This is a genomic window from Zarconia sp. (genome assembly GCF_057467645.1).
The window spans coordinates 32,238-58,474 of record NZ_JBRJXU010000018.1; the positions used below are offsets into that span (position 1 = coordinate 32,238).

At 49.7% G+C, this 26,237-nt stretch carries 20 protein-coding genes; 6 read left to right on the plus strand and 14 right to left on the minus strand.

Going from position 1 to position 26,237, the window contains the following annotated elements:
* Positions 1–18 precede the first annotated feature (18 nt).
* Positions 19–738 (plus strand): glutathione S-transferase family protein, encoded by a 720-nt coding sequence (locus AC2215_RS02855; protein ID WP_486808441.1) that lies wholly within the window; start codon positions 19–21, stop codon positions 736–738.
* A gap of 58 nt (positions 739–796) precedes the next feature.
* On the opposite strand, the gene AC2215_RS02860 is transcribed toward AC2215_RS02855, so the two are convergent.
* The 5 genes from AC2215_RS02860 to AC2215_RS02880 form a co-directional block, all read right to left on the minus strand.
* A complete protein-coding gene (locus tag AC2215_RS02860) occupies positions 797–2,551 on the minus strand; it encodes a glycoside hydrolase family 10-like protein (RefSeq protein WP_486808442.1) in 1,755 nt (584 codons plus the stop codon).
* A gap of 172 nt (positions 2,552–2,723) precedes the next feature.
* A complete protein-coding gene (locus AC2215_RS02865) occupies positions 2,724–3,242 on the minus strand; it encodes a response regulator (RefSeq protein ID WP_486808443.1) in 519 nt (172 codons plus the stop codon).
* 210 nt (positions 3,243–3,452) lie between these two features.
* Complete coding sequence (locus AC2215_RS02870; RefSeq protein ID WP_486808444.1) at positions 3,453–3,581, minus strand: hypothetical protein; 129 nt, start codon at positions 3,579–3,581, stop codon at positions 3,453–3,455.
* Between the two features lie 566 nt (positions 3,582–4,147).
* Positions 4,148–9,649, minus strand: a complete 5,502-nt coding sequence (locus tag AC2215_RS02875) for a trifunctional serine/threonine-protein kinase/ATP-binding protein/sensor histidine kinase (RefSeq protein WP_486808445.1) — start codon at positions 9,647–9,649, stop codon at positions 4,148–4,150.
* Positions 9,650–10,261: 612 nt separating this feature from the next.
* The gene (locus AC2215_RS02880) at positions 10,262–11,545 is read right to left on the minus strand and encodes a bifunctional sterol desaturase/short chain dehydrogenase (protein ID WP_486808446.1); all 1,284 of its coding nucleotides are present in this window, start codon (positions 11,543–11,545) and stop codon (positions 10,262–10,264) included.
* A 294-nt stretch (positions 11,546–11,839) separates the two neighbouring features.
* Between AC2215_RS02880 and AC2215_RS02885 the strand changes: the two genes are divergently transcribed.
* Positions 11,840–12,490 (plus strand): hypothetical protein, encoded by a 651-nt coding sequence (locus AC2215_RS02885; protein WP_486808447.1) that lies wholly within the window; start codon positions 11,840–11,842, stop codon positions 12,488–12,490.
* 44 nt (positions 12,491–12,534) lie between these two features.
* Here the strand turns inward: AC2215_RS02885 and AC2215_RS02890 are convergent, their stop codons facing one another.
* Positions 12,535–12,885, minus strand: coding sequence for a hypothetical protein (locus tag AC2215_RS02890; protein ID WP_486808448.1), 351 nt, complete (start codon positions 12,883–12,885; stop codon positions 12,535–12,537).
* Positions 12,886–12,988: 103 nt separating this feature from the next.
* Between AC2215_RS02890 and AC2215_RS02895 the strand changes: the two genes are divergently transcribed.
* Both AC2215_RS02895 and hemC read left to right on the plus strand, forming a co-directional pair.
* Positions 12,989–13,519: a phycobiliprotein lyase gene (locus AC2215_RS02895; protein ID WP_486808449.1), complete on the plus strand. Its 531-nt coding sequence runs from the start codon at positions 12,989–12,991 to the stop codon at positions 13,517–13,519.
* Positions 13,520–13,786: 267 nt separating this feature from the next.
* The gene (gene hemC, locus AC2215_RS02900) at positions 13,787–14,758 is read left to right on the plus strand and encodes a hydroxymethylbilane synthase (protein ID WP_486808450.1); all 972 of its coding nucleotides are present in this window, start codon (positions 13,787–13,789) and stop codon (positions 14,756–14,758) included.
* A gap of 207 nt (positions 14,759–14,965) precedes the next feature.
* On the opposite strand, the gene AC2215_RS02905 is transcribed toward hemC, so the two are convergent.
* Positions 14,966–15,214 carry a hypothetical protein gene (locus AC2215_RS02905; RefSeq protein ID WP_486808451.1) on the minus strand — a complete coding sequence of 83 codons (249 nt, stop codon included), beginning with the start codon at positions 15,212–15,214 and terminating at the stop codon, positions 14,966–14,968.
* A gap of 379 nt (positions 15,215–15,593) precedes the next feature.
* Between AC2215_RS02905 and AC2215_RS02910 the strand changes: the two genes are divergently transcribed.
* Complete coding sequence (locus AC2215_RS02910; RefSeq protein ID WP_486808452.1) at positions 15,594–16,706, plus strand: S-(hydroxymethyl)glutathione dehydrogenase/class III alcohol dehydrogenase; 1,113 nt, start codon at positions 15,594–15,596, stop codon at positions 16,704–16,706.
* A gap of 336 nt (positions 16,707–17,042) precedes the next feature.
* Here the strand turns inward: AC2215_RS02910 and AC2215_RS02915 are convergent, their stop codons facing one another.
* The 7 genes from AC2215_RS02915 to AC2215_RS02945 form a co-directional block, all read right to left on the minus strand.
* The gene (locus tag AC2215_RS02915; protein ID WP_486808453.1) at positions 17,043–17,876 is read right to left on the minus strand and encodes a M48 family metalloprotease; all 834 of its coding nucleotides are present in this window, start codon (positions 17,874–17,876) and stop codon (positions 17,043–17,045) included.
* A 288-nt stretch (positions 17,877–18,164) separates the two neighbouring features.
* A complete protein-coding gene (gene smpB, locus AC2215_RS02920) occupies positions 18,165–18,632 on the minus strand; it encodes an SsrA-binding protein SmpB (RefSeq protein WP_486808454.1) in 468 nt (155 codons plus the stop codon).
* Between the two features lie 199 nt (positions 18,633–18,831).
* A complete protein-coding gene (locus AC2215_RS02925) occupies positions 18,832–19,299 on the minus strand; it encodes a hypothetical protein (RefSeq protein WP_486808455.1) in 468 nt (155 codons plus the stop codon).
* Positions 19,300–19,996: 697 nt separating this feature from the next.
* Complete coding sequence (locus AC2215_RS02930) at positions 19,997–20,797, minus strand: ABC transporter permease (protein ID WP_486808456.1); 801 nt, start codon at positions 20,795–20,797, stop codon at positions 19,997–19,999.
* A gap of 131 nt (positions 20,798–20,928) precedes the next feature.
* The gene (locus AC2215_RS02935) at positions 20,929–21,846 is read right to left on the minus strand and encodes an ABC transporter permease (RefSeq protein ID WP_486808457.1); all 918 of its coding nucleotides are present in this window, start codon (positions 21,844–21,846) and stop codon (positions 20,929–20,931) included.
* Between the two features lie 239 nt (positions 21,847–22,085).
* Positions 22,086–23,201 (minus strand): ABC transporter substrate-binding protein, encoded by a 1,116-nt coding sequence (locus AC2215_RS02940; RefSeq protein WP_486808458.1) that lies wholly within the window; start codon positions 23,199–23,201, stop codon positions 22,086–22,088.
* A 272-nt stretch (positions 23,202–23,473) separates the two neighbouring features.
* Complete coding sequence (locus AC2215_RS02945) at positions 23,474–24,601, minus strand: ABC transporter ATP-binding protein (protein WP_486808459.1); 1,128 nt, start codon at positions 24,599–24,601, stop codon at positions 23,474–23,476.
* Between the two features lie 987 nt (positions 24,602–25,588).
* Between AC2215_RS02945 and AC2215_RS02950 the strand changes: the two genes are divergently transcribed.
* A partial coding sequence (locus AC2215_RS02950; RefSeq protein ID WP_486808460.1) for a choice-of-anchor K domain-containing protein occupies positions 25,589–26,237 on the plus strand: 649 nt, incomplete at its 3' end.

A 26,237-nucleotide genomic window follows, 5' to 3' on the forward strand; every position in this document is an offset into this window, starting at 1 on the left:
CGATCGGGAGCCTGAGCTATGAAAATCATCAGCTTCAAAATCTGTCCATTTGTGCAGCGGGTTACAGCTCTGTTGGAGGTAAAGAGCAGTGATTACGACATTGAATATATCGATCTCAGTCACAAGCCACAGTGGTTTTTAGATATTTCCCCGAATGCACAAGTTCCGATTCTCATCACCGATGACGGTGATATTCTGTTTGAATCTGATGCCATCGTGGAGTATCTCGACGAAGTGGTGGGAACGCCGCTTTCATCTAATAATGCGGTTCAAAAAGCCCAAGACCGTGCGTGGTCTTATTTAGCATCAAAGAACTACTTAGTACAATGCACTACACAACGAAGCCCAGATGCAAAAACCCTTGAAGAACGCGCGACCAAGCTATCTAAAGCGTTTGGAAAAATTGAGACAAAGCTTGGGGAAGGTCGATATGCCAAGGGTGATGACTTGAGCATGGTCGACATTGCATGGCTACCGTTACTTCATCGGGCCGCTATTATAGAACAGTACTCTGGTTATGATTTTCTGAAAGTTTTTCCCAAGGTGAAACAGTGGCAGCGAAATCTCCTGGATACAGGAATCGCGACAAAGTCTGTACCGGAAGATTTTGAAGAACGGTTTACTGCTTTCTACCTTGCCGAATCAACCTATCTCGGTCAACTTGCTCAATCAAAAAACGGTAAGGCCTGCTGCGGGTCAGCAGAGTGTCGCGTTGATGACATGGCTTGCTGTGCGTAAAACTTAGAACTTTTAACATACTCGGGTGCTGCGCTAATGAACCCAAGTGAATTGCGTCTCAATCCTCAAGAACATCCGGCGCGCTGACAAAGGTGGGAAACAGGGTTCTGAGTGCTTCCTCCCGTTCCGCAACCGGTTCGGTGGTCCAACGCCACAAACTTTCGTAGAAGAAGAACGATACCCCCGCCAAACCGCGGCTGCGGGCGATCGCCACTTGAGATTGAATGATATCGAGAGATGCGGGACGATTTTTCAAGCCGGTTAAAATCCCCACGCCCAGGGGAATATTTTGACGGGCAGCTTCTACCTCCGGGGCTTCCAATTCCCGCGCGAAGCGATCGAGATCGTCGCGATACACTTGCAGCATAATTTCTTCCACCAATCCCCGACGTTCCCAGGTGCGCCAATCTTGGAGGAATTCGGTGTAGGCAAAGTTTTGGGGATTGGGGGATAAGGCGACGATGCAATCTTCATCTATCTCCTTAACGGCGCGAAAGACGCGGGTCATAAATTCCGTAATTTTATCCGCCCGCCACTTCAGCCAATCCGGGTCTTTGGTATCCGTGGGTGGGTCTTTGCCGTCGTGTTCGCTGCGGTAGAGGGCAACGGTAAAGTCATCGTAGCCGTACTCCGAAGGCAAACCCATATGATCGTCGAACTGAATGCCATCCACATCGTAGTTGGTGACAATTTCCACCACTAAATCGAGGATGAACTCCTGGACTTCCGGGTGCCAGGGGTTGAACCAAACCCGTTCGTGCTCGCCCTCCATTTTCGTTTGGGTGCCGTCGCTGCGGCTGGTAATCCACTCGGGATAGCGTTGGGCAATTTCGGAATAGGAGGGGGCCATAAACCCGAATTCAAACCAGGCGATGGTCCGCAATCCCAAGCGATCGCCCTCTTTAATCGCCTCGGCGAGCATATCCCGACCCTGCAATCCCGGTTCGGGATCGAGGGAACGTCCGAAGGTGGCTTCGGCAACTTCGCTCGGATACAGGGTATACCCCCAGTTCCAAACCGTGGGGTAAATGGTATTAAAATTAAGGGCTGCCAACCGCTCTAAACCCGCTTTGAGCTTTTCGGTGGAAAACAGGACGTCGCTATCGATATTCGTCATCCATACCCCCCGAATCTCCGGCAGGGAAACCGTCGTCACGTACTCGCTGGCGATCGCCCCATCGGGCACCATTTCCACCAGAGACTGACACAACATCGCGGCAATTTCCCCTCGGGTGGCGCTGCGATTGGGTTCGAGGCGAGTGGCATCGGGATAGTTAATCGCCATCCGGCGTTCTGCGGCAGCGGCGACGGCTTCGGTGGCGTAACTGGGAATATCCGCCGCGTCGGTAAAAGCGCGAGTGAGGGTGAGTTGGATGTCTTTTTGGGAGGGGACGTATTTAAGACCGTTGACTAAAGCCACTAAGGCCTGAACGCGGGGAATGTTTTGGTTCGGCTCGAAGCGACGATTGGGGTAACCGGAGAGAAATCCCCGTTCGTAAACGCCAGTAATGGCAATGGCAGCCCAATGTCCGTCAGTATCGGCAAATTCGATCGCCTCTCGAACGGGGTCTCGCCTGGAGAATATGCTATCGAGGATGGTGGCAAATTCCGCTCGCGTCACCGGGGCATTGGGGCGAAAGCTGCCATCGGGATAACCGTTGAGGATGCGACGATCTCCCAACTCTTGCAGACAGGCTTGCCCCCAATGTCCTTGGATATCGTTGAATCGAGTCTGGGCGGAAGCCGGGGATGCGAGTGCCGCGATTGCTATGCCACAGGCAGCAACAGACGAAAACAAAGGGCGATCGAACATCAATTTCGGTGTAATTGGTAGGCAACCCAGGCGTGATTATAGCAGCTTTGAGGGCGATCTCGTCGATCTCCGAATTCCATGGGCGGTTTCGTTCGATTGTTGTGAGAGGGTCGTGGCGAGGAACGAATTGACATTTTCTCCAAACTTTCGTTCGTCTAACCCCTCCAAATTTCTACGTCATGCCGATTAAAACGCTAAAGGTTCTCAAAGAGGTCACCACCGTTGTAAATAGCTTTTGAACCGTCAGTTCCGTTTTCGTTCGGTAATCGTTAATATCGTATTTCAAGACAATCAAATTCTCCTGCAACCGTCCCGGCTGTCCCGTTCGGAGAATGATGCGAACCAGTTGATTTCCTAAGACATTGCGAATGTATTCGACGACTTCTAGCCCAGAATTTTCGGTTTCCATCACCACATCGAGTAAAACAATGGCCATATCTGGGTGAGCGGCAATTAACTCTTGAGCTTCTTTACCTGAATACGCACTCAAAAATCGAAGGGGTTTATCTTCAAATGTCAAGTCTTTTAAGGCTAATTTAGTAATCTTATGAACTTCTTCGTCATCATCGACAATCAAAACTTTCCAAGGCCGTTCTTCGTAGTCTTGGGGAACACTTCGATCTTCGGTTTCCTCTGCAAACAGAAGTCGATCGTCATCTCGATTGAAGCGATCGGATTGACTAGCCTCCAAAGTAAATACTCCTCCCCACGGGTTGTGGATCGATTAACAACGCTGTGACGAAGACATGCCGCATCTTTTTTCTAAAACAGATCGAGAAAGCGATGGTACGCTGTCCCAAATATAACTCGATACTTTCTTTGAGCACTCGCTCCATGGGAGAGGGAGACGGTGACACCCCACAACAAAAGAGGAAAACTCTAAGCGCTCATTGAGCTTACCCTATTTTCCATCGAATTGGGTCACTTTGGGGGTCACTTTAGAGTGAAGTGGGGTGATACGACTCACTTTGAGGGAAATCGCCACAGCCACATCAATGAGGATACCTGTGAAGGTGGGCTTTGGCAGCAAAGCGATATGAATGTCAGTTCGGGATAAAAAGTGTCGGGTGGGGGTAGGGTGTGGGGCATTGGTGAAAGGTTAAGGCTGTATTCACGTTGTCAACCCGTCAATAATCGACCGAAAACCCGGAATTGGGGGGAGACCCCCCAACCCTCCGCTTTGGTCCCCCTCCGCTTTGCTCCGCCCTCCCGCTGGGGGACCAAACGCCTCCCCCATACCCCCTGCGTACAAGAGAGAAATCGTCGGAAAGCTTAGTTTAGAAGGGGTTGAACGGTTCGATACGATCGACTTGACATCTGGCAAAATTGCTTAACCTTTCACCAATGGGTGTGGGGTGTCGGGTATTGGTGCAAGACAGAGAAAACTGCTCGTTTGTCAAGCCCCATATTTAGTTTTGTCTCTCGATTGACTCTTCAGATCTAAACTGTTTCCGATGACCGATCCACGATCCAACTCGCAACCAACTCGCGTACTATTCTCCACATTCCACACCCTATTCCCCTTGACAAGTGGCACACAAGCTTAACTTTTTTCCGTTTCCAACCCTTGCCGGATACAACCATCCAAAACTGACGTTAAGAGAGGGGAATCTCGATGGCAAACTGAGTGCCTTCTCCGGGCGCTGAGTAACAGTTTAACTGACCGCCATGTTTTTCGATCACGATTTGACGCGAGATCGATAACCCCAAACCCGTTCCCTTACCGACGGGTTTGGTCGTAAATAGATGCTCGAAGACTTGTTGCTGAACTTCGGGCGTCATCCCCTTGCCATTATCTTCGATGCGGACGATCGCCCGATTTCCGAGGTCGTTGAGTTCTGTTGTAATGGTAATTCGATTGGGATTCTCTTTGATTTCGGCGTAGGTGCGATGTTCGTTCAATTCGTCAAAGGCATCGATGGCGTTGGCGAGGATATTCATGAACACCTGGTTGAGTTGACCCGCATAGCAACTGACCGTCGGCAGGTGACCGTATTCTCGAACGATCTCGATTTCAGGGCGTCGATCGTTGGCTTTCAAGCGATGTTTTAAAATCATCAACGTACTGTCGATGCCTTCATTCAGATTGACAGAGACTTTGGCTGAGGTATCGCTGCGGCAAAAGGTGGTTAGGGATTTGCTAATCTGGCGAATGCGATCGGTGCCGACTTTCATCGAACCGATAATTTTGGGTAAATCCTCGAGAATAAAATCGAGATCGATACTATCAATTTCATCGACAATCTCGGGTGCGGGTTCGGGATAAATATCTTGATACAGTTCGAGCAAACTGTTTAAATCTTCAACATATCCTTGGGCGTGGCTGATATTCGCGGCAATAAACCCAACGGGGTTATTAATTTCGTGGGCAACTCCGGCCACCAACTGACCTAAGGTTGCCATTTTTTCTCCCTGAACCAGTTTGAGTTGGGCTTCTTGGAGGTCTTTGAGGGACTGTTTTAGCTCGCGCCCCCGTTCTCGTTCGCGCATTTCCGACTGCTGGAGATCGTGGTACAAGCGGGCATTTTCTAGGGCGATCGCCGCTTGAGCGCACAGGAGTAGCAAGACGTCCAGGCGATCGTCAGTAAACGCGCCGGAGGTAATGTTATTCTCCAGATAAACGAGTCCGATCAACTTGCCCTGACCTTGAATCGGCGCGCACAGGATCGATTTCGGTTGGTGCAACTGGATGTAGGGGTCTGTTGCAAAAGCAGACTCTGCGGCCGGATCGCTCGAGACAACATTTTCGTGGGTTCGGGCCACGTAATTAATCACCGACATGGGTAAACGATCGATTTGGTTGGCCCGAATCGATTGCTGCAAGGCAACGGTGTCGGAACCGACACTTTTAATGGCTTCAACAATTAACTGTTTATCCCGTTCCAACATCAAAAATCCCGTGGTGGCACCGGCGTTAGCGACGATCGTATGCATCAACTTATCGAGCAGTTGGCTTAAAACGATCTCTCCCGAAAGCAGTTGAGCGGCTTTGGTGACGGCTGCTAAATCTAGGGATCCCGCCCGAGTTCGAGTTGAATTAAAGGTCACCGTCATTGAAGACTTCAATTTCGAGTTCGGGGTCAGGGGATCTCGAAAGGGAGGATCGATGGGAGGGGGTGCGAGCAAATAAGCGTAGGTTTCTTCTAATTCTTCAACTTTTCGAGAGGATCCCCAACGTTGGTAGCCGCGATAGGCTTCGTTGAGATAGAGACTAGCGATTTTTTCTTTCCCGCGTGCGAGCCAAAACTTCGTCGCTCGTTCGTTGGCGAGGGCTTCGTGTTGAATAAATTCGTTTTCTTTAGCTGAGGCGATCGCGCGATCGTACAGTTCGATCGCTTCTAGGATATCACCGGACGTCCAAGCCATTTCTGCCGACAGCAGCAGCCACTTATGCTCGAAATTTTCCCGGCAGCCATCGCTCCAACGCTCAAGCTTGTTTTGAATTTCTTCTAGGGTTTGCCAATATTTGCGTTGCTGGGACTTGTCTGCGGAAGGATACAGGGCTGCGAGCGTCAAGCCGTAGAAAAAGTGATACTCCGCCACCGACATCGTACTCTCGATGACCCTTAGATGCTCCCGAGCGGCGATCGCTGCATTTAGAGCTTCGTCATAGCAACCGTACAGGTAGAGAATTTGCAGCTTGTAAATCTGATAGATACAAATAGAAGTAATACCTTGATGTTGTTGACAGGTTTCTAAATAGTCTAGTTCTCCCATTTCTGAGTTCTGAAATGCCCAACGATCTTGAGTTTGCCCGCATAAGTTGAGAAGGGGAAACTTCAGCCCGGCAATGGTATCCATCGCCCATAGATTTTGAGCTTTCTGACACACCCCTAAAACTTGTGGGATTTCTGATAAAATCCCGCCGAGATTCGTCCCGGCATAGAATAACGTTAAAAGTTTATAGGCAATGGCATATCCGGCAAATTGCAGCGCTCCTGCCTCAATTCCCACTCGGTAACCCACCTCAAATACCCTCAAACTCTGCCGGAGCGGTTTCACCCAGGGCATCAGATACGTTGCGAGTTTCATCGAGGCTTCGCACTTTTGAGCCGGAGCGTTCGTGCGATCGCTCAACTCTACGGCAGAAGTGGCAATTTGAAAGCCGCGAACGGGATTGTTGAAGATCGTATTTTGCAAAATGCCGTAGGAAGCGTATGCGGCGATCGATTCGGGAGAGCGACCGTATTCTAGGGAAAGCTCGATGGCTTTAAGGGTGGCAACCGCAAACAGCGATCGATTTTGAAAGAATGCCGGGGTCGCTAAACTGCGCAATAACTTCATCACCGTGGCGATATCAATTCTCAAGAGCACCGGCAGCTCTTGTAATTTATCGATCTCCCCGATAGCCAGTTGGCTTTCTATCTTAGAGAATTCTTCTTCGAGAAACGAATCTAGATTAGATACGAGCAGGTCAACGCCTAGAGAACTTAGGGTTTTCAGACTGAGTTCGATGGAGCGATCGTACTTGGACTCCAAGGTATGTTGGGCGATTAAAATATTTTCAAACTCGGCTTTTTCAATGGGAGATTTGGCTCGATCGAATAAATACCGCACTAAAATTTGCGACTGTTTTAAATTCCCATTGAGATACTCAATTTTGGCTCGCTCTTTATGAATGGCAAATGCGAGCGAGCGCTCCGAGATCCAAATTTCTTCGGGAGCGCTTTGAATACCAGAAATAAGATACTCGAGCGCTAAGTCGTATCTCATTTCATCTTTGGCTTTGCGGGCAGCTTCTAAGTTTAACGCCACGAGCTCAATTTTATCTTTGCCATCGCCGATCGCCTCGAAGCTCGCATTCCAGTGATCGACAATTTCGTAGAGCATTTGGGAGCGCCGATCTTCTCGAACTCGTTCGAGAAGCGTTTTGCCGATTTGAAACCGAATCCGCTTTTTCGTCATTTCATCGAGGCGAGCGCTGGCAGCGCGTTGAACGCGATCGTGCAAAAACTTATATTGGGCGATCAACACCGAAGAATCGCGAGAATTTGCCAAACTCGAACTCACTTCCGAGATGGGTTGAACCAATCCTTCCACTAGGGCCGGCATCAAATTTTGAAAGGCGCTCGACACGGATTTTTGGGAAATTGCCGCAATAATATGGAGATCGAAATACTTGCCCATACATGCAGCTAACCCCAATAAGATTTGGGTGGTGTCCGGTAGGGTGTTTAACTTGGCAATGGTTAATCCCACGACGTTCTCCGTAATCCCCATCCCCTCTATTTGGGTCATATCCCACTGCCAACCGATGGATTCTTCATCAAAAACGAGTAACTTTTCTGCATAGAGAGTCTTCAAAAATTCTCGAATGAAAAAGGGATTCCCGTTGGTTTTGTATCGAACCAGACCCGCTAAGGGTTTGACCGCTCGTTCGTCGCTGTGGAGGGTATCGGCAATCAATTGGACGAGGGGTTCGAGTTCGAGGGGTTCGAGTTCGAGTTCCGTCACCGCACAGGGGAGATCGCCCACCCGATCGAGTAATGCCATCAGCGGATGGGTCGCCCCCACTTCATTGGTGTGATAAACTCCCACGATCAGTAAGTGTTGAATTTCTCGATCGCTCAAAAGCCTTTCAATGGGTTCGAGACTGGTATCGTCGGCCCATTGCAAATCGTCGAGAAACAGGACGATGGGAGCGCAACTGCAACAAAATACGCGAACGAAGGATTGAAAGACGTTGGCAAACCTCTCTCGTTCGGCTTCTGGTTCGAGGGGAGGTCGGGGAGGTTGCTCGCCAATTATCAGTTCCAATTCGGGAATGACATCGATAACGATCTGCCCTTCTTCCTCCAATGCAGCCGCGAGCTTCTCTCGCCATCGGGCAAGTTGAGCTTCCGTTTCCGTTAACAGTTGGCGGACTAAATCTCCAAAGGCGGCAATGATTGCCGAGAAGGGACGATCTTGGCTTTGTCGATCGTAGGTTCCAGCAATGAAGTATCCTTCTCGTTGAGAGACGGGTCGGTACATCGATGCCACTAAAGCCGATTTTCCCATCCCCGAATATCCCGACACCAGCATGAATTCGGTGGTCGATGGCGGGGTACGAGCACAGACGTTCGAGGCGACAGCCGGGGAGACGGAGTGTTGGGGAAGTGCGGCGGGCCGTCCGGGGGATGCAGTGGGATTCTCCGGGGGAGACACTACGCGATCGAAAGCTGCGAGTAACGTTTGAACTTCTCGCTCTCGACCGTACAACCGGGTGGGAATATGAAAATTGTGGGTCACGTCATTTTCCCCTGGCACGAGATCTTCAATCAGTCCCGTGGCTTCGAGTTGCATTAAACACAGTACTAAATCGGCTTGAATTCCCCAAGCACTTTGATAGCGATCGTCTGGGGTTTTTTGCAACATTTTCATGACGATTTCCGAAACCGGTTGCGGCAAGTCCGGACGGATTTTGTGGGGGGGAGTGGGGGCGATGGCTAAGTGGGCGTGTACCAATTCCATCGCATCTTTGGTTTTAAAAGGTAGCGTTCCCGTCAGCAATTCATAGAAGGTGACTCCCAAAGAATAGAAGTCCGTACGATAGTCGATCTCCCAATTCATACGACCGGTTTGTTCGGGAGACATGTAAGCTAGGGTTCCTTCAAGACCTTGGGGATTGGGGATGGGAAGGCGATCGCGGCTCATCCCGCTCGAAATCCCGAAGTCAATTAATTTCACCTGACCGGACTCGGGCGCAAATAAGATATTCGAGGGGTTAATATCTTTATGAATGACACCCGCCGAGTGAACCTGTCCCAAAATTTCGGCAATGTGAATGGCGATCGTCAAAAATTCGGAGAGGGTAAACTCTCGTTGTTTTCTTAAAGCTTTTAAGGACTTTCCACCAAAATCCTCAAAAACCATCACTAACGTATTTTGGTATTTTTCGAGGGTATACGCTTTAATAATCCCCTCAAAGTTGAGGCGACGTGTAATGCTGTACTCTCGTTGGTATCGTTCGAGTTCGAGAGCATTACAATAGTCGGGTTTGAGAACTTTCAAGACGACGGGGCGATCGTCTTGTTCTCGATATCCCTGATAGATAAAAGAAGTCGTACTTTCGTAGACTAAAAAACTAATTTGATAACCTGGAAGAAGGGTAAGCATCGTCTAATTTGAACCCGCCCAAACGGTATGAAACCTTGTTAGCAGCAATTCAAGTTCGCACCAGACACCATATGTGCCTTGTGATGTTATACGCAAGAAGTATCGGGAATTCTGGAAATTCAGCGAATCGGATGGCGGATGGAACGTTTTGAAGGGTTGGACACGGTGGGTGTCTGTCAGATGCACGCCCGATCTCGATCGCCCGCGACCCTGTTTGCACGGGAGTTATGTAGCAGTATAACATTCTGGGTCGATAGACTGCCCCAGCTCAAATTCAAGATGGGTAAACGGTTGAGAGGACTGAATGTGGGGCATGAGCGATCGGTTGAGCTGGTGTGCCGCTTGTCACCCATGGTATGGCTGCATTCCATGAGCTGAGGACAGTCTGAGCATCACCAGCATCACCAGTATTCTTCTGGCGAGAGCTAGCCTTGCCCCCTTCGAAGCCCTCCTTCACGAGTCTCCTAATTCGTCTGGCTGTTGCGATCGCGATACCCAACTGATGTGGTGACCGAACTTAAGATTACACGGGATATCATAACGTCCCCCACCACTCATGCGATGGTTTTACATTCGTTCTGTTTCTTGTCGCGACCCTCAAACCCCGATCGATTAACGATCGCGATTCGCTGCCACTGGCTGAACCTCGGGTCCAGGCGCGGTGCTCGCCGACTGGCTGAACAGCCGGAAGTACAACGACACGCAAAATTCTTTGATGGGGAATGCAATCCAGGTGATGGGATTAATCGTAACGATAATATTACGAGTATCCCGTTGCACCCCCTTCACCACTTGCTGAGCGACGGAATCCGCTGACATCACACCAATGGGATTGAGATTGCTTTTAAACGGTCCTAAAATCAGCTTGCGAATAATACAGGGGGCATCCAATCGCCGCAGGGTTACCCAATCTCCCATGGTACGCTTGCTCAGTTCGTAGAGGGGACTGAATGCTGGGGAGACTTCTGCTTCGGAGGTATTGACCCAAATTTCTTTACAGGCGATGTCTTTATTGGTGCGGACAGTGGCGAGGAACAGTTCCATCAACCGAAAACCCGAAAGGGCATTGACTTGATACGATCGCTCGATCGCATCTGCGGTGCGTTCCCCATGGACGTTAATCCCGTGGTTGAGAACCAAAATATCGACTTTTTCCAGGAATTGCGCCAATTCGGTTTCGTTGCCGATTTTCCAGCGAACGGTGGGAATCCTCATACTCTCTCCATTGAGGGTAACCGTTACGGTTTCGGCACTGGATGTGAGGGCAACTGGTTTGGCCCCAGCTTGACGCAAGTGTACCAACAATGCCTTGCCCAAGGTTCCTGAAGCCCCGGTAACGGCGATGGTTTTCCCTTTAAGCGATAGTGCAGTACCCATAAGTCGATCTACAAATGTGAGCGCCCCGCAAAAGTAGGCGTCTTGGTTATCGAAATGGTGTCGCCAGTGATATTGGCGGTTAACGAACCACTGGGCGGGCGGAGAAGGAAACGGTCCCGGTAGATGGGTGATATCCGTCAGTTCGTGGGCCCACTCAAAACCCCATCCCCGAACCAGTGCGCCGAAGATAAAGGTCCCAGTATACAGAATTCCGGTAAGGGCCGCCCAATGCCAAGTTGGGGAGAATTGCAGCGCTACGGCCCAGAATCCCAACCCCATCACCAGCATCACTAAGGACTCGGGCAAATCATGCCGCCACTGAGCTTGCCGATAGATCCGATCGTTGAAGGGGGTGAGATCTTTGCGAAATACGCGATGGTGCCATCCATGCCAGCGATATAGTGCCGGAATTCGATGACAAATCACGTGATAAATATCTCGCACGACCTCTGCCCACAGCAACGAACTGACTGCCCAAGCGGCGATCGCGAATCCTTCGATCGAACTGAAATTCTCCATATTTTTCCCGGTTCTATCGATAATAAATCTTTACACGATTTGAGGACCAATGGGTATTTTTTACAGTCTCTGATGAGAATGGGGAACGGGGAACGGGGAACGGGGAATCGGGAACGGGGAATGGGGAGAAGAAGGAATACACCTATTGTCCCTTCGTCCATTCACTTCTCCAGAAGCCTCCCGACGCGGGGTCCGACCGCTGCCTCCCTAGCGCCCAGTCCTCCTCCCCATCGATCGCCAGATGTAGTAAACTCAATCGAGACGGTCTCGATCGCTCCAGCTCACCCTTTTCCTATGAGATATAGAACCCAAAGCCCGTTAGATTTATACGAAAAGTATCGCCCTCAGATGAAAACAGGGGATGTGATTGGGTTTTCCGGTAATGCAGGCTTTTCTTCTGTGATTAAATGGGCAACCGGTTCGATTTATTCTCACGTCGGACTGGTGTTAAACGCTCGATTGCCGGGGGGATTTGGCGATAGCGTTCTCCTCATCGAATCCACCACCGAAACAGACGGTGTCGATGCGACCAACTCGCAGTTGATCAAAGGAGTTCAATTACATTGGCTGTCCAAGCGAATCATGATGTACGATGGTTCGGTTTGGTGGGCTCCCCTCAAACAACCGTTACCTCAAGAAGGTCAAGAGGAGATGCAGGCGTGGTTGCGGCAAACTCACAACCAGCAAGTGCGCTACGATAGCGTTCAAGTGATGGGGGCGGGATTAGATATTTTCGATCGCTGGAAATGGGAAAATCGGGAATCGGTCTCGGCGTTATTTTGTTCGGAGTTGGTCACGAAAGCTCTCAAAATTGCGGGGGTTGTTGACTCCAATCTCAATGCTTCCGAGCAAACGCCACAAGATGTGATGAGTTTTTCGTGTTTAGACCAGGCGCTGCCGATTAAGGTAGAAGATAAGACAGAAGACAGAAGAAGTAATAAGTAATAACCGATTGTTTGGAAATGGGTCAGGTAATGCCGCGATCGAGCTCAACTCACGGCAAACGACTCTAGGGTTTCGTGAAGTTCCTGTTGCGCCGCCCGACGTTGATAGCGGTGTTCGGCTTTGTGATAGAGTTGGCGAACTTGTTCTAGGCGAGCGCGACTCAGTTGTAAGGTTTGCGTGTCTGGTGCTTTTAAGTATTGCTGAAACGTCAGTCGTTCGATTTTGATGAGGCGATCGCGCAGTTGCTCGGCTTCGCGCACCAATCGGTCTTCAGTTTCGGGTGACGGTCGCGATTCGGATTGCGCTTGGCGGTAGAGAAATTGGAAAAATTCGAGAGTTGCAAAAATCCCGAAGGCACTGGGGATGGTAATGATTAGCAATCGTAGTTCGTTCATCGCCTTTGGGCTGTGATGGTGTGGCGGCTTCAGCCCTAATTATACCAAGGCGATCGCGATCGATGTATAGAATAACTTGAGACATTCAGCAGTTCAATATTTGATGCAGACAATAGAATTTTTCAAGCAATGTGCGGGTAAGTGGTTTTCGCAACGCACGAGTCACTCCCTTCCCCCCCAAGAGTTGGAAGCCGGTCAGTCGCAACTATCCGTCGAGTTACTTACCGCGAGCGACTCAGCGGTTATCGCCTTATGCCAACAGAGCCAGCTTTCCCCAGATTCAGTACTATGCGGTCTCCAGACGAAATGGGAAGGGACGGTGGGTGCGAGTTCTGCTAAAGAAACCGGGTCGGCACTACTGGTGGCGATCGCCGATACTGAGGATGCCCAGATCGGAAAACTCTTGCGACAGGCCAATACATCGGGAGAACCGCCGCTATCGGGTCGTTACGCGATGAATTCTGATGAATCGCTGACTTTAATTCTCGAGTCCGATGCCTTGAAAATCGAAGAACGCCTCTGGTTTGCCAGTCCGAATTTACGGGAGCGAACGAGCACCATCCAACACGCCGATGGCTCGAGTTATGCATCGTTTTGCTCGGAAATTCGGATGGGGGTTCAGAAGCAAGCTTAGGTCTAGATGGGGTGATGGGGTGATGGGGGAGAGAAATACGCTTGGCGAACTCCGGCTGTCCTAACAGTTATGGCTACAGTTCTAAATTTTATCGCGAGTTTACTGCATAGTTTTGCTTATTTTCGTGTTAATTTTTATATCAACAAATCGGGCACTTTCTCGAGAAATACTGTTACATTCGTTAAAGTAATGTATCGACTGTTACCACGCAGTAGTAATCTAGATCGAGTCTATAGAAAACCCTCTTTACTGCCTTAGATCGATTCCATGACTGCAACTGTGTCAATCCCCCAACGCACTATCCGTATTGGTTCTCGTAAAAGCCAACTGGCTCTAGTGCAAACCCACTGGGTGCAAGCCGAACTTCAAAAGCATCATCCCGATCGTACTTTTGAAATAGAGACAATGTCCACAAAAGGTGACAAAATCCTCGATGTCGCCCTTGCCAAAATAGGCGATAAAGGACTTTTTACGAAAGAATTAGAAGTGGGGATGCTCAATCGCGAGACAGATTTTGCAGTGCATTCTCTCAAGGATTTACCCACGAACTTACCTGAAGGTTTAATGCTCGGCTGCATTACCGAACGCGAAAATCCCGCCGATGCCCTAGTCGTTCACGAACGACACAAAGATAAACAACTCGAAACATTACCCGAAGGTGCCATTATCGGTACATCTTCTTTACGGCGACTGGCTCAATTGCGCCATTACTATCCCCACTTACAATTTAAAGATATTCGCGGTAACTTGAATACTCGCCTCGCCAAACTCGATACGGGAGATTACGATGCGATTATTCTCGCCGTGGCCGGATTAGAAAGATTGGGATTTGGCGATCGCATTCACCAAGAAATTCCCGCCGAGGTTTCCCTACATGCCGTCGGACAAGGAGCTTTAGGGATTGAATGTCGCTCGGAAGATCCCGAAATTCTCGACATCCTCAAAGCGATCGAACACACTCCCACTGCCCAACGATGCCTCGCCGAACGTTCCTTCCTTCGCAGCTTGGAAGGCGGTTGCCAAGTTCCCATCGGCGTGAATACCAATATTGATGGCGAAACACTCACCCTCAAAGGCATGGTGGCCAGTTTAGACGGTCAGCGCTTAATTAAAGATAGCGTTTCGGGTGCAGCAACTGAAGCCGAACAGTTAGGAATCGAGTTAGCGAAAAAGTTGCGCGAACAGGGGGCAACGGAGATTCTCGAAGAAATTTTCCGGGAAGTGGAACGGGGTTCTTAAACCGGTTCTGAAACGGGATCTCAATTAAAACGCTTCAAGGTTGCGATCGAGCATCTACCGCTTGAATCGATCTCAAATCCAATAAATACATATAAAAAGGGCGATCGCGCGATCGCCCTTTCTTTTCTCCCCATGAGGGGAGGCGGGAGGGTGGGACCCGCCTAATATTCCGTTTCTACAATTCATGGGTCAATTGGCAATCGCCCATTATAGAGAAGCCGGCAAGTTGCTGAAGAACAGACCCCAGATGGTTCCGGCAACAACGATCGCAATCAGGCTGTTGTTGAAGAAGTTGCCGAGATTATTGTTGAAACCGAGGGCTTTATCTTCATTTCCACCGGTGAAGAACAACGACCAAGCTTTATTGGTGTCGATTTGCTCGAAGTTGTTGAACTCGGGACGGAAGATAACCGGACCGAATAAGTCTTTCTGTTGGAAGTCGAAGTCGTTAGTCATGGATGTGTCTCCTTGAATTAAGTTTGTATCCTTTTGTGTCTTTATATTAACTAATGTAAACTTAATTTGACAAGTACAAGTATAAATGCAGCCGAACCTAAATTGAGAAATCGATCCGGTGGATAGCATCTCGATCGAAACCCTATAATCTAGTCAAGATAAAGGTTTGAGGCGATAGTTTGAGGCTCCCAAAAGGGGTGAGGATATCCGTCCGATCGAATTCGATTAGAGTCAAAGGTCAACAAAACATGGATTCATCGTTCCTTCCCCACACCCCACACCCCACACCCCATCTCCCATCTCCCATCTCCCTTCCCCCCAGCGCGCGCGGCAATATAAGATCGATGTCATCGGAAATTTATTACCCAAAAGTGCGATCGTGGACGTAAAAGCAGCAGTAGCCTTTGAAGTGGGCAAACCCCTGAGTCTCGAAACCATCCAACTCGACGGCCCCGAGGAAGGGGAAGTGATGGTCGAAATTAAAGCTACGGGGGTTTGTCATACCGATGCCTACACCCTCTCCGGTGCAGATCCCGAAGGCTTATTTCCGGCGATTTTGGGCCACGAGGGGGCGGGAGTTGTGGTGGAAGTGGGTTCCGGGGTGAAAACCCTTAAACCGGGAGATCGCGTTATCCCCCTCTACGTTCCCGAGTGCCGCACTTGCGAGTATTGTCTCAGTCGCAAAACCAATCTCTGCCAAGCCATTCGCAGTACCCAAGGCAAGGGTTTAATGCCCGACGGAACTAGCCGCTTTTCCTATAAAGGTCAAAAACTTTACCACTACATGGGTACGTCTACCTTCGCCCAATACACCGTCGTTCCCGAGATTTCCCTGGCGAAGATTCGCAATGATGCCCCGTTTGAGAAAGTTTGTTACATCGGCTGCGGCGTGACGACTGGCGTCGGAGCGGTGGTATTCGAGGCGAAGGTGGAAGCCGGGGCGAATGTCGTCGTTTTTGGTTTAGGTGGTATCGGCTTGAACGTGGTGCAAGCGGCAAAGATGGTGGGGGCCAGCAAAATTATTGGCGTGGATACCAATCCCGCCAAGAAAGCGATCGCCGAAACATTTGGGATTACCCACTTCGTCAATCCTCGAGAAGTTGAAGGGGATTTGGTGTCTTATTTGGTGGAACTCACCGATGGCGGGGCAGACTACAGCTTCGAGTGTATCGGCAATGTCAACGTCATGCGCCAAGCCCTCGAATGTTGCCACAAGGGTTGGGGCGTTTGTACGATTATCGGCGTGGCGGGGGCGGGGGAAGAGATTCGCACCCGTCCGTTTCAACTAGTAACCGGGCGAGTTTGGCAGGGAACGGCGTTCGGTGGGGCGAGGGGACGTACGGATGTGCCGAAAATCGTGGATTGGTATATGGATGGTAAGCTCAACATCGACGATCTGATTACCCACGTGATGCCTTTGGAGAAGATTAACGAGGCGTTCGATTTGATGCACGAGGGGAAATCGATTCGATCGGTGATTACGTTTGATTGATATCGGTTAGAATAATGGATTCAAATTTTCTCGATTGGTTTGCCGTTTGTGGCTACATTATCTTTCTAGGGTCGGTTTCCTGGTTTGTTTTAAACACGAAACCCAAGAAATGAAATGTGTGGCGTTGAGCCTGGATAAAGTTCTAGGAGAGAAAACCGCTATATCTTCATTAATGGAATCAAAATGCAGATAGCCCGGAATATTTGGATTCCGAGCTATCGCACGACGAAGTAGGCGCAGAAATTTTGTAAAGCGACAAGGGAGCGAAAGTTCCCTTTTGGCTGAATGCCGATCGCACGATCGCGATCGACTCAACTTCTCAAGGACAATTACCCACTATCGCCCTAACAAGCGCTCGATCCGAGCTTCCGTAGACGGGTGAGTGGAGAACAAATTCCGCAACCAATCCCGAGAGCGAGAATTCACAATCATCAGAGGGGCAAATGCTGGGTTACCTCCCATGGGAACTTGCCGCGCCATACTCTCGATTCGTTTGAGGGCCCGCGCTAAGGCATTGGGATTTCCCGTCAGTTCGGCAGCACCGGCATCGGCTTCAAACTCCCGAGTCCGCGAAATCCCCAATTGAATAATCGAGGCTGCGATCGGGGCAAGGAAAATGGTTGCCATCATCCCAACAATATTCCCCCCTTCATTATTGCGCGAACCCCCAAACCACATACTGTAGCTGAGCATCTGGGCAACGAAGGAAATAGCGCTGGCAATGGTTGCAGCTACGGCTTGGGTGAGGGTATCGCGATTACGAATGTGGCTGAGTTCGTGGGCGATGACTCCCTCGAGTTCATCCTCTGGCAGCATTTGGAGAATGCCTTCGGTGACGGCAACCGCAGCATGTTCGGGATCGCGTCCGGTGGCGAAAGCGTTGGGGGATTGGGAGGGAATGATGTAGACGCCGGGCATGGGTAGGTTCGCCCGATCGCACAGTGTTTCTACCATGTTGTAGAGTTGCGGCGCCCGATCGGGACCGATGGGTTGTGCCTGATATGCTGCGAGGGCAATCCGATCGGAATAGAACCAAGAACCAAGGTTCATCACCGATGCCAGCAGCAATCCTAGTAGGGCACCGCCAACACCACCAAACACACTGTAGCAAATCGCAATTAACAAGCCACTCAATAAACCGAGGAGGGCGACTGTTTTGATTTGATTCATCCTTTCAATTCCTTCAACAGCAGCAATCGAAAATATTGCTTGAAACTAGTGCAGTGCCGCAGAAATAACTACCCAGCTCTTAACCGGTGAAAGCTATATACAGCAAGCATTTTTAATTTTTAGTTTTGCATTTTTAATTCTGCATTTTTAATTCTGCGTAGCAGCACTAGCCGTTGACTTTATTGTATCGAGTCCATCTCGACTTCATCAGCGCGATAAACCGACCGATCGTTGCGGTTTTCCCGAACCTTCCTTTTCCCTTTTTCCCTTCTCCTGCACGAAGCGCGATTAATAGCGTTTCATCGCCCGAGCGATATCTCGTTTTTCCTGTTTCTTCTTCAACGATTCCCGCTTATCGAAGAGTTTCTTCCCTCTCCCCAGCCCGATGGTGACTTTCACCAATCCGCGCTTTAAGTACATTTTCAGGGGCACCAGGGTTAACCCTTTTTCTTCGACTTTCCCGATCAGCTTGCTAATTTCCCGACGGTGCAGCAAAAGTTTGCGAGTGCGGCGCGGATCGTGATTGAAGTATTCACTGGCAATTTGGTACGGGGAAATGTGGACGTTGAGCAGCCACGCTTCGCCGTTGCGAATTAAAGCGTATCCATCCCGCAGGTTGGATTTTCCTTCGCGAATGGATTTGACTTCCGTTCCTTTGAGTTCGATGCCAGCTTCATAAGTTTCCAGGATTTCGTAGCGATACCGCGCCTGCCGGTTATCGCTGACGATTTTGAAGCCATCACTATTTAAAGCCATCGTTATTTCCCTTTTCGACAATAAATCGACGCAGGGTACAAGGTCGATCGTCCTGCGTCGATTCGGGTTCTTTTCAATTGTGACATCCTCCACCTCAGTCTCTCGCGCAAACGTCGAGTTTCTTTAGAGATATTTACGCAATATTGACGTAGATTCCCAGGGTTGTGGTGGCGATCGAACCCCAAGAACGAACCGAGCTTCAGGCGAGCGCTGCTACGGTAAAATCAACGGTGGTAAACATCGAGTAGGTGTGGGGTGCAAGTCGAATAATTTTGCGCAAGGTATTGTCGTTCACCCACCAGACGATCGGACAGCGAAAGGTTTTGAGAATATCGTTGCGATAAACGTCGGTATTCGCGAGGAGGGAGTCTAGGGTGGTGACAGATTCAAACCCGGAAATGGTCACGGCTTGGGGCAATTCGCGATCGAGTTGAGTTTTGAGGATTGCATACAAAATCTCGATCGACCCTTCTAACACAACGTCCCGAACGGTTCCCGGACACAGAGCTTTCAGCCGCTGCATCATCTCCTGGCGCAACCTTTGAGAGTTGCATCGCGCCAAAATCAGAGAAGATTCTCCTTCCGACCACTCAATTCCCCTAACCAGCTCGACTAGAGCATTTTGGTAGGGGTCAACCAATTGAGGGGGGGAATATAGGTTAACCATGATATTATCTCTACTCATTACCCTAAAACTCACCAACTGTTGATGGAATGTACTTTTGAGTAATGAAGCAGGTTTAATTTTACAATACGCTTATCATACAGTGAATTTCTTTTTTTGCAAGTCTTTCGCTACAATTTGTGAATCAATTTGCCACAATTTATGAATCTGAAAAAGATTTGCTTTGCAATCCTGATGAACCTAGTTTCGATCGGGGTTCATAATAATGACGCGGTGTGAAACTTTAAGCGATCGCCGTATAGTGAGCGAGCAGACTTATCCCCCTTTTCCCCTTCCCCCAACCCCAAACCCCCCGTGTTGTCAGGTTTTGGATCGTACAAGTTGCACATGGCGTTAATGGGGATTAAATATAACGCTTCTCATACTCATGGGGTACAGAGTGTCAGGTTTTAGGGAATGGGGAATAATTTTAGGAATTCGGCATAGAAGTTTATTTTATTTTTGGAGATATCTATCTTTTGAGGAAGAAAGGAATTTGTCTGAAATTTAATGGTTAAAGAGTTGCTCTAATTTTCCCTTTGTATGAGATATTTAACAGACATCTGGGAGGAAAAGAGGGAACGGAGAACTCTGGATCTGGGGTAAGAATCGATCGTTTCAATCTGAAAATCCGATCGATTTCGATCCCGAAGTTATGACTGTCTTTTCCCTTTCCCCTTAACCTTTTGCTCTCGATCGACTACCGTTGTTGCTGCTCGCTGCGATAGCGCAGGTTCTCCGCCACAAACGCCAGAATCCCCGACACGCCAATCAAAATAACACTCAGGGCATTAATATCCGGTTTAACTCCCGTGCGAATCCGGCTAAAAATTTCCATGGGTAGGGTAGTTGCTCCAGCACCGGCGGTAAAGCTGGAAATTAAAAAGTCATCCATGCTCAAAACGAAGGCAATCAAACAACCCGACGCAATTCCGGGCATCAACTGAGGCAGCAGGACTTTGAGAAAGGCTTCCACGGGGGTTGCCCCCAAATCCAATGCCGCTTCTTCGAGGTTGGAGTCGAGATCGGCCAGGCGAGTGGAAACCGCTAGGGCAATATAAGCCAAACAAAAGACAATGTGGGCGGCGACGATCGTCCAGATGCTCAGGGAAATGCCAATGGCAGCCAGAAACACCAACGTGGCAACGGCGATCGCGATATCGGGGATAATCAGCGGTAGGTAAGAAATCCCCTGATAGAGTTTTTTGCCGCGAAATTCATAACGGGATAAACCCACCGCCATCAGCGTTCCGAGAACTGCAGAAACCCCGACGGCCAAAATGGCGACTTTCAAGCTATTGAACAGAGCTTTGCCAATGCGATCGTCACTCAACAGTTGCCGGTACCAATCTAAGGTAAATCCCTCCCAACCCGCACTGTATGCCGATTGGTTGAAGCTGTAAAACATCAACACCAAAATCGGCAAATACATGAATAGAAATAAGGCCCCAGTAAAAATAGCCTGCCAAGAAAGATTGAATGGAACCTTTGAGTTTGACATATCTGCGGGGATTTCCTCCTCTGGGGGGATAACGATGGAGTTTTTGGATTGGGAATCTCTAGGGGTGTCTCTCATGCAGGGATGGGAAATAAGTGACAGAGTATGGGCAATGGGGAATCATCAGGGTACATTTAAGGTGTCGCATCCCGATCTCCGTATTTCAGCAGAAGGGCGATCGCAATACTCACTGCCATAATCAGTAACATACTCAGGGCCGCACCGAATCCCCAGTTCTGGGTTTGTCCGAGAAATCGATCGTAAATCAGTCGAGCTGCGGTGCCGCTGGATGCGCCGCCGAGAAGTTCGGGATCGACAAAGTCTCCCAAACTGGTGATGAAGACGAGCAAGGAACCCGCTGCAATACCGGGCATGGCTTGGGGAACGGTCACCTTCCAGAAGGTTTCGGGGGGAGTTGCACCCAAATCGGCGGAGGCTTCGAGCAGCTGGCGATCGAGTTTTTCGAGGGATGAGAAGAGAATCAGAACCATATAGGGCAAGAAACTATAGGTCATCCCAATCAAAACCGCTGGCGGTCGGTTGAGGAGTTCGAGTCCGGGCAAACCGACAAATCCCAGTACTGAGTTGAGAACCCCCGTCGGTCGCAAAATTGTAATCCAAGCGTACGATCGCAGCAGGGATGACGTCCACAGGGGCAAAATGAAGCTCATCAGCAGCAGGTTTCGCCATCGTTGAGGAGCGAGGATGGCCAGCCAGTAGGCGACGGGAAATCCCAAAACCAAACACAACAGAGTCGCCCCGAGCGCCAAAAAGAGCGATCGCAGCACCACCGTAATATAAATTCCTTGGAAGGCGAGGAAGTAGTTATCCAAACCTGAGGGATTGACGATGCCTCCGGGTTTAATATTGGGAACCAAGCTGATTTCAAAAATGACCAGCGTCGGCAGGACTAAGAGGAAGATCAGCCAAACACCAGCCGGTCCGAGCAGAGCTAGGGGTCCAAGCCATCGAGAGCCAAATCGGGGATTGTTCGGATCGCTCTGGGGAGGGAAGTGATTGGAGGGGGGTGAAGGTTTTGTAGATACAGACACGGTTGGTTGAAATACGGTGGGGTTGGACGCGGTGGAGACAAAGATAGATGTTCTCGTGCCGTGCGGCAAAAATAATTACCTAGGGCCTGTTATCGGTGAAAGGTCTGTACGGTAAGCATTTTCAATAACTCGTAGCGGCACTAGTGCTGCGCGGCAGAAATAAGATCGAGTTCTCAACCGGTGAACGCTATATACAGTCAGCATTTTTCATTTTTCATTTTGAATTCTGCACGGCAGCACTAGGCGCTGGTTAGCCTCGTCCAATAGCGATCGTAGAGGTCTGTTGCTTCGGGAATGGGAATTAAATTTTCCGATTTCTCCAGAGCTGATTCTGCTGGGAATAGGGTGGGGTTCTCTTGAATGTCTGGGGGCAAAAGCTCGAACCCCGCTTGGTTGGGAATGGCAAACCCCAATCGATCGCACAGGGAAGCCGCGATTTCCGGATCGAGCATGAAGTTGAGCCAGGCATAGGCGGCCTCGAAATTGGGGGCCGTGGAGGGAATTACCAGGGTATCCGTCCACACGGAAGAACCGCTTTTGGGGAGAACGTATTGCAAGTCGGGTTGTTCTTCCATCACCTCGTTGGCATCGAAGGAATATCCCATGGCCACTTCCAAATCACCGGTGACAATTTGCGATCGCCACGCATCGGAGGTAAAGGAGGCAATCGCCGGTTTGAGACGGACGAGCTGTTCGTAAGCTTGTTCGATTTCCTTGGGATCGGTGGAATTGTAGGAGTAACCCAACATTCGCAACGTGGCCCCCATGACTTCCCGCGCGTCGTTGAGGAGGGTGACGCGCTTATTGATTTTGTCTTGGTTGTCCCAGAGGTAGTCCCAGTCCTGTGGGGCGGGTTTGAGGCGTTTGCGATTGAAAATCAGACCGGTGGTGCCCCAACTAATGGGGAGGCTGTAACGGTTATTGGCATCGTAGCTGGGACTTTCAAACCGCTCGAAGAGTCCGTCTAACCCCACGAGACGATCGCGATCGAGTTCGGCGAGTAGCCCCAACTCTTTCATCTTGATTACCATATAATCGGAGGGATAGATAATGCTGTACGCTCCCCCCGCACCGGCTTGCAGTTTGGCGAGCATCTCTTCGTTGGAGCTAAAAACGTCAGCGATGACTCGAATGCCGGTTTCCTGCTCGAATCGATTGAGTAAATCTCGATCGGTATAGCCCGCCCAGGTGTATATGTATAAAACATCTGAAGCGGTTTGCACCGTCGTGCGGACATCAGCAAGCGTCCACCCGCAGCTGGAAAGCGTCATACCACAGAGCAAGGCAGCCGAACCTTGGAGAAATCGGCGGCGCGTCGCACGGGTTCGGAATGTCTGGGATAGAGTCGGAGGCACGGTGATGACGAAAAGTTGGGATGAAAATTGACGATGGCGTGTTGGGCGTTCGGTCGAACTCAAACCTAAAGCTATTAGCAGACAACGGATTTTGCCGCTAGAGTTCTTAGATTCGATCGAGATCGACGCTGACTCAACAGTATTTTACTAGCATCTGCGGGCGACTCTGGGGAAGTGCCCCGTCAAGGGAAAATCGAACTCGACAAGAAGACCGACTGTTGCCGATGGCGCGTCGATTCCGTTGGGTATTTTGTGGAAATGACCTCGAGCTTTTACGCTTTGAGTACCACCCCATCGGTTGCCATCCACGAGGCATAGATCGGCGTGTGGCGATCGGGTAAATTTGCCCAAGTATTCGGTTGGCGAACCGTCAGATGTTCGCCGGAGGGCAGTTGGATGGTGTAGTGCATGTGCGTCCCCAGATACATCGAATGCTCGAGTCGTCCTTCATAGCAATCGACGGCATCTTCGGGTCGGTACAGGCTGAGGTTTATTTTTTCGGGGCGCACGCTCACCACCACTTTATCGCCGACTTCGGCGTGGAAGTTGGGGGCAGATTCGATGGCGATTTTCAGCCCCGAAGTGGTGCGTACTAACACGCTCGAAGCATCGAAAGCTTCGATTTGTCCTTCGAACAAATTCGTATCGCCGATAAAATCAGCGACAAAGGGGGTGGTGGGTTGTTCGTAGATGCGATCGGGGGAATCGATCTGTTCGATTTTGCCATCTTTCATCACGGCGATGCGATCGGACAGCGACAGGGCTTCTTCCTGGTCGTGGGTGACCATGACAAAGGTCAGTCCCAAATCTTGATGCAAATTCGATAGCTCGACTTGCATCTGTTTGCGCAGTTTCAAATCCAACGCTCCTAAGGGTTCGTCGAGGAGCACCACCGCCGGACGATTGACCAGGGCGCGGGCGAGGGCAACTCTTTGACGCTGTCCCCCAGACATCTGGGAGGGGTAGCGATTGGCAAAGGATTCCATTTTCACCAACGTCAGGGCTTCATCGACCCGCTGCTGGATTTCCGCTCGACCCAAACGCTTGATGCGCAGACCGAATGCGACGTTATCCCAAACCCGCAGGTGGTTGAAGAGGGCGTAGCTCTGAAAAACCGTATTCACCGGACGCTGGTAGGGGGGAACGTGATTCATGGATTCGCCGCGAATCAACACTTCTCCCGCAGATGGCGTTTCAAAACCGGCAATCATCCGCAGGGTCGTGGTTTTCCCACACCCAGAGGGCCCGAGAATGCTGAAAAATTCTCCCCGACGGATGTCAAATTCTACGCCGCGTACCGCTGTTTCTCCATTAAATACTTTGAAGACCTTGCGGAGTTCGACATCCAGATTCGATTCAGCTCTCGTCGAGTCTGCATTGTGGGTCGCTGTTTGAAGCATAATGGCGATTCCTAAGTCGCTATCCCTCTGCGCGATGGGCGAGGGTTTGGCTAATTGTTTGTTAAAAATTAGGCGGACAACTTGTTTTATTCTATACGTCCAGTCTATGATTTCGACGCGGGTTTTAGCATCTAGGTCGCTTTGGGAAGCTTGGGGAGCATTAAAGACCTCACAAGTGTCGCTTTGTAACTTTTGGGTGGATTTGGGCAGGCAATCCCTGAGGAAGCAAGAGTTCAGACCCCTTGTTAAGCGAAGGACGCAAGGGAACGCCAACCGTTGGGTAATCGCTTAACCCTTTAATTTTTGTGGATCTCATCACCGACAATTGCCCGACTGTCAAAAAACTACACCTGTGAGGTATCAGAGGCTGGGTCTGACAGACGCACAGACACGATGATGGGGTAAAAATCGAATTCACTTGTGACGAATGTCGTTCGATACAATTCACACTTTGTCGATTGTGGGGATTAAAATGTGCCAATCTTACGATGTGTCACAAGAAAATTCCGTTTTGGGAGCGATCGCTTTTGACTTCGACGTCACGATTTTTGAAAAACGATCGACGATATTTCAAGGGTTTGAGAAGCTCGATCGAACTTTTTTTGAAAAAAGGCAATAAGAGCCAATTCTGAAAATCTGTCAATACCCTACCACATTCTAGAACTCCGATTGCTTCGTTCTTTTAATGAGAATAGTCTCAATAAAAATTGAGGCGATCTCGAGTATACTATTTAAACATAAAATTAATTTTCTTCGATTAATAAGCTAATATTATATTTTGGACAGATCGACTTCTTAACCCTCGCATTTAGTCGATCGGAGCTTGATTCTGTATAGTAGAGTCATAAAAAATCGGGGTTTATTGTTTCGATCGCACCGAGCTCATGACAGATTCGATCGAAACTTCAAAGTATTTAATATTTGACGAATTTGGCAAAAAACAGAAAACTTTGCCGAATGATTCCTTACATTCTTTCAGCAAGCATCATGCACCGCCCATCCTCTTCCACTCAACTGGCAACCGTAATCTTTACTCTGTTTTCTGCCTTTCCCGTACAAGCAATTACCCTCAATCGTTCTCAGGGAATTTGGCAAAGTTTTATTGGGGGAAGCGAGATCGAAACCTTTGAGATTCTCGGAGAAAATCAAGTTCGTTGGGGAACACCGATTGTCGCGAACCCCACCCTTCTAGATAAAAGCGGACTGGGATTTACAGGGGTGGGAACGAGTTCGATCGCTGTCGGGAATCCTTTCGAGTTGGGTCGATTGCGACATTTCAATAATGCCGTTTTTGCCGGAACCTCCGTATCGGCAGCTCAACTTTCGATCTCCTTAGATTTTGTGGAATTCGGGGTGACAACCTTTGATTTCACTCTCAATATTGATGAAACGATAAACGCCGAACCTTGTATTTATCCCAGTATCGTACCCTGTGCCGATCGCATTTCTTGGGCGAGTGCGACTCCGGCTCAAACTTTCTTTTTCGGCGGCATCGAGTATACGTTACAACTGACTGGATTTAGTAACGTTCCTGGCGGTCCGACGCTATCAGAGTTTATTTCTCAAGAGGGTGGAACTTCAGAAACGTTTCTGTTCGGGCAGCTTACGGCGTTAAGTCTCCCCGAGCCCGAACCCG

Bases quoted from the DNA above. Each gene is read 5' to 3' on its own strand.
- hemC (WP_486808450.1), top strand. From the start codon at position 13,787: ATGACTGCAACTGTGTCAATCCCCCAACGCACTATCCGTATTGGTTCT.
- AC2215_RS02875 (WP_486808445.1), bottom strand. From the start codon at position 9,649: ATGCTTACCCTTCTTCCAGGTTATCAAATTAGTTTTTTAGTCTACGAA.
- AC2215_RS02930 (WP_486808456.1), bottom strand. From the start codon at position 20,797: ATGTCAAACTCAAAGGTTCCATTCAATCTTTCTTGGCAGGCTATTTTT.
- AC2215_RS02895 (WP_486808449.1), top strand. From the start codon at position 12,989: ATGCAGACAATAGAATTTTTCAAGCAATGTGCGGGTAAGTGGTTTTCG.
- AC2215_RS02905 (WP_486808451.1), bottom strand. From the start codon at position 15,214: ATGACTAACGACTTCGACTTCCAACAGAAAGACTTATTCGGTCCGGTT.
- AC2215_RS02885 (WP_486808447.1), top strand. From the start codon at position 11,840: ATGAGATATAGAACCCAAAGCCCGTTAGATTTATACGAAAAGTATCGC.
- AC2215_RS02880 (WP_486808446.1), bottom strand. From the start codon at position 11,545: ATGGAGAATTTCAGTTCGATCGAAGGATTCGCGATCGCCGCTTGGGCA.
- AC2215_RS02860 (WP_486808442.1), bottom strand. From the start codon at position 2,551: ATGTTCGATCGCCCTTTGTTTTCGTCTGTTGCTGCCTGTGGCATAGCA.
- AC2215_RS02925 (WP_486808455.1), bottom strand. From the start codon at position 19,299: ATGGTTAACCTATATTCCCCCCCTCAATTGGTTGACCCCTACCAAAAT.
- smpB (WP_486808454.1), bottom strand. From the start codon at position 18,632: ATGGCTTTAAATAGTGATGGCTTCAAAATCGTCAGCGATAACCGGCAG.
- AC2215_RS02915 (WP_486808453.1), bottom strand. From the start codon at position 17,876: ATGAATCAAATCAAAACAGTCGCCCTCCTCGGTTTATTGAGTGGCTTG.
- AC2215_RS02945 (WP_486808459.1), bottom strand. From the start codon at position 24,601: ATGCTTCAAACAGCGACCCACAATGCAGACTCGACGAGAGCTGAATCG.
- AC2215_RS02890 (WP_486808448.1), bottom strand. From the start codon at position 12,885: ATGAACGAACTACGATTGCTAATCATTACCATCCCCAGTGCCTTCGGG.
- AC2215_RS02855 (WP_486808441.1), top strand. From the start codon at position 19: ATGAAAATCATCAGCTTCAAAATCTGTCCATTTGTGCAGCGGGTTACA.